The 7885-nt window shown below is 72.1% G+C and carries 9 protein-coding genes and 2 pseudogenes; 1 reads left to right on the top strand and 10 read right to left on the bottom strand.

Features of this window, described 5'->3' with window-relative positions; all coding sequences use genetic code 11:
* Window positions 1-96: 96 nt before the first annotated feature.
* From AB0I76_RS17895 to proS, 10 genes and pseudogenes are all read right to left on the bottom strand, one after another.
* Window positions 97-522 (bottom strand): annotated as a pseudogene (locus AB0I76_RS17895) (NUDIX domain-containing protein); the annotation flags it as partial.
* A 59-nt stretch (window positions 523-581) separates the two neighbouring features.
* Entirely contained in the window at window positions 582-1217 is a 636-nt protein-coding gene (gene lepB, locus AB0I76_RS17890) for a signal peptidase I (RefSeq protein ID WP_357036319.1), read from the bottom strand.
* A 9-nt stretch (window positions 1218-1226) separates the two neighbouring features.
* Window positions 1227-2098: pseudogene (gene lepB / locus AB0I76_RS17885) on the bottom strand (signal peptidase I).
* 184 nt (window positions 2099-2282) lie between these two features.
* The gene (gene rplS / locus AB0I76_RS17880; protein ID WP_030335223.1) at window positions 2283-2639 is read right to left on the bottom strand and encodes a 50S ribosomal protein L19; all 357 of its coding nucleotides are present in this window, start codon (window positions 2637-2639) and stop codon (window positions 2283-2285) included.
* A gap of 144 nt (window positions 2640-2783) precedes the next feature.
* Window positions 2784-3557: a tRNA (guanosine(37)-N1)-methyltransferase TrmD gene (trmD, locus tag AB0I76_RS17875; protein ID WP_357036316.1), complete on the bottom strand. Its 774-nt coding sequence runs from the start codon at window positions 3555-3557 to the stop codon at window positions 2784-2786.
* A 14-nt stretch (window positions 3558-3571) separates the two neighbouring features.
* On the bottom strand, window positions 3572-4129 hold the full coding sequence (rimM, locus tag AB0I76_RS17870) for a ribosome maturation factor RimM (RefSeq protein WP_357036313.1): 558 nt from the start codon (window positions 4127-4129) through the stop codon (window positions 3572-3574).
* Window positions 4129-4389: an RNA-binding protein gene (locus tag AB0I76_RS17865; RefSeq protein WP_172862164.1), complete on the bottom strand. Its 261-nt coding sequence runs from the start codon at window positions 4387-4389 to the stop codon at window positions 4129-4131. Before AB0I76_RS17865 ends, rimM begins: the two co-directional genes overlap by 1 nt.
* Complete coding sequence (rpsP, locus tag AB0I76_RS17860; protein ID WP_357036310.1) at window positions 4364-4855, bottom strand: 30S ribosomal protein S16; 492 nt, start codon at window positions 4853-4855, stop codon at window positions 4364-4366. The genes AB0I76_RS17865 and rpsP overlap by 26 nt, the downstream gene beginning before the upstream one ends.
* Before the next feature lie 244 nt (window positions 4856-5099).
* Window positions 5100-5720 carry a DUF402 domain-containing protein gene (locus tag AB0I76_RS17855; protein ID WP_357036322.1) on the bottom strand — a complete coding sequence of 207 codons (621 nt, stop codon included), beginning with the start codon at window positions 5718-5720 and terminating at the stop codon, window positions 5100-5102.
* A 43-nt stretch (window positions 5721-5763) separates the two neighbouring features.
* Entirely contained in the window at window positions 5764-7170 is a 1407-nt protein-coding gene (gene proS / locus AB0I76_RS17850; RefSeq protein ID WP_357036307.1) for a proline--tRNA ligase, read from the bottom strand.
* A gap of 80 nt (window positions 7171-7250) precedes the next feature.
* On the opposite strand from proS, the gene AB0I76_RS17845 reads away from it, so the two are divergent.
* On the top strand, window positions 7251-7885 hold a 635-nt coding region (locus AB0I76_RS17845; protein WP_357036304.1), incomplete at its 3' end, for a TetR family transcriptional regulator.

The following is a 7885-nucleotide window of genomic DNA, read 5'->3' as shown; positions in this document are numbered from 1 at the left end:
GGACCACGGTTCGCGGCGGCGTAAGCACGACCCACCTCCGACGCCGGTGCCGGCGGCCGGGCGGTCGGCCTCGGCCAGTGCGCGGGCGAGCACGACCGGCAGGTCCGCCGGGTAGTACCGCTCGCCGCTCGCGACCAGCTCCTCGACGCCCCACCAGCGGTGGTCGGGCACGCAGGCACGCTCGATCTCGTTGAAGCCCGCCGTGTCGACCTCGTGCGAGGTGACCCGGACCAGGAAGAACTCCTGTTCCTGCCGGTACCAGACCCCGTCGAACGGGAACTCCGTCACCTCGCGGTGCACCGGCGCACCGAACGCCTCCGGCGGCAGCCGCAGCCCGGTCTCCTCGGCCAGCTCCCGCGCCGCGCCGGCCGCGTACGTCTCGTCGGGGTCCAGCCCTCCGCCGGGGGTGAACCAGTAGCGGTGCCCGGGGCGGGCCGGGTCGAAGCCCTCGAAGAGCAGCACCCGGCCGGCGGCGTCGACCAGCAGCACGCGGCCCGCGCGCCGAGGGGTGTAGACAGTCACCGTCCCAGACTGCCAGACACCGCCGACAACGCCCACGCCGTGTCCGGAACGACGACCTCTCAGGGCTTGGGGATCCCGTCGAACTGCTCCGGCACGCTCAGCCAGGTGGCCCGGTCCACCGGCCAGAACACGGTGAAGGCCCGACCGACGACCTTGTCCTCGGGGATGGTGGCCTCGTTGACGTCCTGGCCGGACTGCTGCCAGTGCTGGAGGGAGTCGCCGGAGGCGGAGCGGTGGTCGCCCATCACCCAGAGCCGACCCTTCGGCACGGTGACGTCGAAGTCCTGGTCGGCGGGCTTGTCACGCTCGCCGTCGAGCGAGAACAGGTACGGCTCGTCCAGCGGCTTGCCGTTGATCGTGATGCGCCCCTGCGGGTCGCAGCAGACCACGTGGTCGCCGCCCACGCCGATGACCCGCTTGATGAAGTCCTCGCCGTCGGGATTGCCGCTCCACTCGATCGGCGCCTTGAAGACGACGACCTCGCCGCGCTCCGGCGACCGGAAGTCGTAGACCAGCTTGTTGACCAGCACCCGATCGTCGATCTGGAGCGTGTTCTCCATCGAGGGCGACGGGATGAAGAAGGTCTGCAGCACGAAGGCCCGCACCAGCACCGCGACCAGGATCGCCACGCCGAGGAGAATCGGCAGTTCCTTCCAGAAGGAACTGCGCGGCTTGTCGGTCTGCTCGTCAATCACGGAAGGAGCCTACGTTGCCCGGCCGGACGCCACCGACCGGAACGCGCGAGAACGGCCAGGCCCGCCGAGATCGGGACGAGCAGCACGACACCGCCCTCGGGTGTGGGACGGACCGGGGACGGCCCACCGGTGGACGCCGAGGCGGGCCCGGAGACGTCCGCGAACGTGTCCGGGGCGGACAGGGAACTCCACCGCGACGACGGCCAGACCACGCCGAAGGCCCGGCCCACCACGTTGTCGATGGGCACCGGCCCCTGACAGCGGGCGTCCTGGGAGACCAGCCGGTGGTCACCCATGACGAAGATCTGCCCGGGCGGGACCACCACCTCCTCGAACCGCCGGGACCGGCACTCCCGTGGGTTGGGCGGCACGTCCAGTGGCGAGTCGCGCACGACGTACGGCTCGTCCAGGGGGGTGCCGTTGACCAGCACGCGCCCCTGCGCGTCGCAGCACTTCACCCGGTCGCCGGGAAGGCCGATGACGCGCTTGATGAAGTCCTTCTCGCCGGGGCGGCTCACCCCCACCAGGTCGCCGACGGTGCGGCCGAGCTTGCCGACGAAACCGGGGTCGGGCTGCTCGTCGACCTGCGGGGCCCACCGGTCGGTGCCCCGGAACACGACCACCTCGCCGCGCAGCGGGTCACGGACGTCGTAGACGACCTTGTTGACCAGCACCCGGTCACCGACGAGGAGGGTGTCCTCCATCGAGCCCGACGGGATGAAGAACGCCTGGAGCAGGAAGGTGCGGATCAGCACGGCCAGGCAGAACGCCACGATCAGCAGCAGCGGCAGCTCCTGCCAGAGCGGCATCTGCCGGCGGGCACGGCGGGTTCTCCGGCGCCACGGATCGACCGTGCCGTCCTCGTCGAGCGTCTGCACCACGCCACTCCCCGGTCCCCAGAAATGACACTACCGCCCGGGGACCTCGTCGAGGCCCCCCGGGCGGTAGTGGACGTCTCCCCGCGTGGCGGCGGGGGTGTCGCCCGGCTGCGCCCGTACCGACCAGGGTAGTGCGGTCCGGCCGGTACGGCATACGCGCAGCTCAGGCGGCGTGGCGAGCCGGAAGTCAGCTGGGCTGCTTCTCGCGCTTCTCCTTGATCTTGGCCTTCTTGCCCCGCAGCTCACGCAGGTAGTAGAGCTTGGCGCGGCGGACGTCACCGCGGGTCACGACCTCGATCCGGTCGATGCCGGGGCCGTTGAGCGGGTAGGTGCGCTCGACGCCGACGCCGAAGCTGACCTTGCGGACCGAGAAGGTCTCCCGCAGGCCGTCACCCTGGCGGCGGATGACCACGCCCTGGAAGATCTGGACCCGGGACCGGTTGCCCTCGACGACCCGCGCGTGCACCTTGACGGTGTCACCGGCACGGAAGTCGGGAAGGTCGGTCCGCTTCGACTGGGCGTCAAGGGCGTCCAGGATGTTCATCGCTGTGTCCTCGTGAGGCTCACGGCGCACCGTCAGTCGGTGCGCGGATGGGTGATTCTGATCCCCGGGTGGTGGCCGGCGTGCACCGGCCCCGGTCGGGGATCCTCGCAGCCCGCCGCGGCGCGGCCGGATGCGGCAACCCCCCTACTTTGCCACATCCCCGGGGGTCACCTGAAATCCGGCCCTCTCCAGCGCGGCGGCGTCCCGTTTGTCCAGGGCGGCGGGGTCGATCGCGGCCAGCATGTCCGGCCGGCGCAGCGCGGTCCGGGTCAGCGCCGCGTCACGCCGCCAGCGGGCGATCCGGCCGTGGTCGCCGGAGCGGAGCACCTCGGGCACGTCCAGGCCCCGCCAGGTGGCCGGCTTGGTGTACATCGGTGCTTCCAGCAGGCCGTGAGCGTGCGACTCCTCATCCAGTGACCCGGCGTTGCCGAGGACGCCCGGCAGCAGCCGGGTGACCGCCTCCAGGACGACCAGCACGGCCACCTCGCCGCCGAAGAGCACGTAGTCACCCAGGGAGATCTCGGTGACCGGCATCCGGGTGGCGGCGTGGTCGAGCACCCGCTGGTCGATCCCCTCGTACCGGCCGCAGGCGAAGAGCAGGTGCGGCTCGGCGGCCAGTTCGTGCGCCAGTGCCTGGGTGAACGGCACGCCGGTGGGGGCGGGCACCAGCAGCCGGGGCGGCGGGACCTCCGCCGGGGCGAGGGAGTCCAGCGCCTCGCCCCACGGCTCGGGCCGCATCACCATGCCCGGGCCGCCGCCGTAGGGGGTGTCGTCGACCGTACGGTGCACGTCGTGGGTCCAGGTCCGCAGATCGTGTACGGCCAGCCGCAGCGTCCCGTTGGCCCGGGCCTTGCCGATCAACGACAGGTCCAGCGGGGCGAAGTACTCGGGGAAGATCGACACGATGTCGACGCGCATGCGGGGTGCTCCAGCTAGAGGTCGAGCAGGCCGCCGGGCGGGTCGACGACGACGCGACCGCCGGCGATGTCCACCTCGGGCACGATCGCCTTGACGAACGGGATCAGCGCGGTGCCGCCCTCGGGGCGGCGCAGGACCAGCAGGTCGGAAGCGGGGGCGTGGTCGATCCGGGCCACCTCGCCCAGCCGCTCGCCGTCCGGCGTGACCACGGCCAGCCCGACGAGCTGGTGGTCGTGGAACTCCTCCGGGTCCTCCGGCGGATCGACGTCGGAGCTGTCCACCACGAGCATGGTGCCGCGCAGCGCCTCGGCGACGTCACGCTCCAGCACGCCCTCGAACGCCACCAGCAGCCGCCCCTGGTGGAACCGGGCCGACTCCACGGTCAGCTCCGGTGGCACCCGGAAGACCACGCCGGGACCCGCGGCCGGGTTGGCCGGAGGCGTCGCCCCGGGCTCGGTGCGTAGCACCACGCCCGGGGCGAAACGCTGTTCGGGCTCGTCGGTCCGCACCTCCACGGTGACCTCACCGCGGATCCCGTGCGGTTTGCCGATCCTGCCGACGATGAGCTGCATCAGTACGAGTCGACGATGTCGACGCGTACGCCGCGCCCACCGATGGAGCCGATCACCTGGCGCAGCGCCTTGGCGGTCCGGCCGGACCGCCCGATCACCGTGCCGAGGTCCTCGGGATGCACGCGAACCTCGAGCCGCTTGCCCCGACGGGAGTCGACCATCCGGACGCGTACGTCATCGGGGTGGTCGACGATGCCCTTGACCAGGTGCTCCAACGCCGGACGCAGTGGCATGTCAGGCCTGCTCACCGGCGTCGGCAGCAGCAGCCGGGGCCTCGGCCGGGGCCTCGGTCTTCGGCGCCTCGGCCTTCGGCGCCTCGGTCGCGGCCGGGGCCTCCGCCTTGGCGGCCTTCTTGGCCGGCTTGGCCGGGGTCTCCGGGGCCAGCCCGGCGGCGGCCTTCGCCTCGGCCTCGTACGCCGCCTTGCGGTCGGCCCGCTCCGGGGCGACCTTCAGCGGCGGCGGGGCCGGCAGGCCCTTGAACTTCTGCCAGTCACCGGTCAGCTCCAGCAGACGCTGCACCGCCTCGCTCGGCTGCGCGCCGACGGACAGCCAGTACTGGACCCGCTCCGACTTGACCTCGATCACCGAAGGGTCTTCCTTCGGCTGGTACACGCCCACGAACTCGATCGCGCGACCGTCACGCTTGGTGCGCGAGTCGGCGACGACGATGCGGTACTGCGGGTTGCGGATCTTGCCCATCCGCAGGAGCCGGATCTTTACGGCCACAGTTGTTTCGCTCCTGTTGCGATCTCACCGACCCAACGGGGCGGTGCACGGGTGAGCGCCGACCGGCACAGTGGGGTTGGGCCGGAGACTACTCGGTGGACTGGCGGACGTGCCCGGGTTAGAGGGCGCCGGACACGCGCCGGATACCAGCCAGCCATTCTGCCAGATCGGGTCGGGACTTCTCACACCGGACCGGCACGGGTCACCCACCGGGCGCGGACTGTGACCGGAAACACGTCTCCGGTCAGCGGACCGGCGGCCGGTCCCAGCCGGCCGGCAGCTCGCTCGGAGCCGTCCAGTCGGCGGGCGGGGTGAAGTCGCACCAGGTGCCGTCGAACGGGAACTCCCCCGTCTCAGCACGAGCGACGACCCGCTTGCCCTCGGCGCGGACCGCGTCCGGATCGGGCACCCAGTAGTGGTCGGGGAAGGCCAGCCGCTCGGTGAACTCCTCCTCGTCCTTCCACTCCCAGCTGCGGTCGGGGCGGACGACCACGTCGAGGTCCTGGTCGATCATGTCCACCCCGGCGACCGACCCGTCGTCCCAGCGGACGCCCGGTTCCTCCAGGTTCACGTACCACTCGGCGAAGCGACCCCGGGCGTCGGAGAACCACCAGACCGAGTGGGCGGCGCCGGTGGGCAGGAACTTCAGCACCGGCGGACCGTTCCACCGCCCCCGCGCCAGCCGGTAGGACGAGGTGACCCACTCGGCGAACGGCATCGCCCGCATGCCCAGACCCGCCTCGGTGACCTCGTGCGCCACCGGGCTGTCCCGGGCGACCCAGAGCAGCAGACCCCGGTCGTCGTCGAGGACCACCCGGGCCGGCCGCACCCAGCCGATCCGGCCGTGCCGGACGTTCCGGTGCATGATCAGCCGTCCCGGCTCGAAGCGCGGGACCTTTCCCCGCACCTCAGTAGGCGCGGGCGAGGATGGCGACCAGGTCCGGCTCGTCCTCGGAGTCCGGCACCGAGCCGTCGGCGCGAAGCAGGCAGCGCACCGTGACGCCCTGCCCGTTGGCCTCGGCCTCACCCTGAACGCCGACCGCCGACCACGGCACCTTCGCCCAGCCGTTGGCCGCCGCCTCGATCGCCTCGGCGAGGGTCGTGACCTCCACCGTGCGGGACTCGCGGTTCGCGAGGGCCTGGTCGTGCAGCACCTTCTGGTCGGCGTCCAGCGCCGCGAGGACCGCGCCGACCACGTCGGCGACCGGCGTCGGAGCCTTCGAGCCGTCCGTACGCCGGACCACGACCGCATTGCCGGCGGCCAGGTCGCGGGGACCCACCTCGACGCGTACCGGATAGCCGCGCAGCTCGGCGTCGACGGCCCGGCGGCCGAAGGCGGTGTCGGTGCGGTCGTCGAGCGCGACCCGGACACCGGCGTCGCGCAGGCCGTCGCGGAGCTTGGCCGCCGCCTCACCGACACCCTCGCCGTCCTTGACGACCATGACGTACGCCTGCACGGGCGCCAGTTTCGGCGGAACCCGCAGGCCGTTGTCGTCGCCGTGGCACATGATCAGACCGCCGAGCATCCGGGTCGAGGTGCCCCAGGAGGTCGTCCAGGCGAGTTCCCTGCCACCCTCGGCCGAGGAGTAGCTGATGTCGAACGCCTTGGCGAAGTTCTGTCCCAGCTCGTGGCTCGTGCCCAGCTGGAGGGCCTTGCCGTCACCCATCATGCCTTCGCACGTGTAGGTGGCGGTCGCCCCGGCGAAGCGCTCCCGGGCGGTCTTGAGCCCGACCACCACCGGGATGCCGATGACGTTGACCATCAGGTCCTCGTACGCCTCGTGCAGGATCCGGCGGGCGTACGCGCGGGCATCCTCGCGGGTGGCGTGGGCGGTGTGGCCCTCCTGCCAGAGGAACTCGCTGGTGCGGAGGAAGATCCGGGGGCGCAGCTCCCAGCGGACCACGTTCGCCCACTGGTTGAGCAGCAGCGGCAGGTCCCGGTACGAGTCGATCCACTTGGCCATGAACTCGCCGATGACCGTCTCGCTGGTGGGGCGCACCACCACCGGCTCGGCCAACTGCTTGCCGCCACCGTGGGTGACCACGGCCAGCTCCGGCGAGAAGCCCTCGACGTGCTCGGCCTCGCGCTTGAGGTAGCTCTCCGGGATGAACAGCGGGAAGTACGCGTTCTCCGCGCCGGCCGCCTTGATCCGGGCGTCCATCTCGGCCTGCATCCGCTCCCAGATGGCGTAGCCGGCCGGTCGGATCACCATGGTCCCCCGGACCGGGCCGTTGTCGGCCAGCTTCGCCTTGGCGATCAGGTCCTGGTACCAGCGGGGAAAGTCCTCCGCACGGGGAGTGAGCACGCGTGCCATGACCGCACATCCTATGCGCCGCCAGTCGGGGCAGCGCGATCGGGCCGGTCGCGCCGCCGCCGGCCTAGACTTCGACCACCATGGTTGAGCACAGGAACAGCAGCCCGGTGCGGGACGGCATCGTCGACGCCGCCCGCGCGCTGACCGTCGCGCGCGGCTGGGACGGCGTACGGATGGGCGCGGTGGCCACCGCCGCCGGGGTGAGCCGGCAGACCGTCTACAACGAGTTCGGCAGCAAGGCGGGTCTGGCCGAGGCCCTCGCCCGCCGCGAGGTGGACCGGTTCGTCGGCGACGTCCGGGCGGCGCTGGGAGCGCACGGCACCGACGTCCGCGCCGGCGCGTACGCGGCCATCCGGCACACCCTCACCCAGGCGGCGGACAACCCATTGATCAAGGCGATCCTGACCAGTGCCCGGGGCGGCTCGGACGAACTCCTGCCGTACCTGACCACCCGGGCCGACCTCGTACTCACCGAGGCGTCCGGCGCGCTGCTGGAGTGGGCCGGCGGCATCCTCCCCGGGGCCGACCCGGCCGCCCTCGCGTTCGCGGCGGACTCGACCGTCCGCCTGGTGGTGAGCCACATCGTGCTCCCCCAGGCCCCGGTCGACCAGACCGCCCGCGCCCTCGCGGACCTGGCCGTCCACCTCTTCCTCAAGGCCACCACCCAGCGCCTTGTTGGCGGCGCTGAACGGGCGGCTGCCCAGGAAGCCCCGCG

Source organism: Micromonospora sp. NPDC049799 (genome assembly GCF_040656655.1).
Lineage (GTDB): Bacteria > Actinomycetota > Actinomycetes > Mycobacteriales > Micromonosporaceae > Micromonospora.
This window is presented reverse-complemented; position numbering and strand designations above follow the sequence as displayed.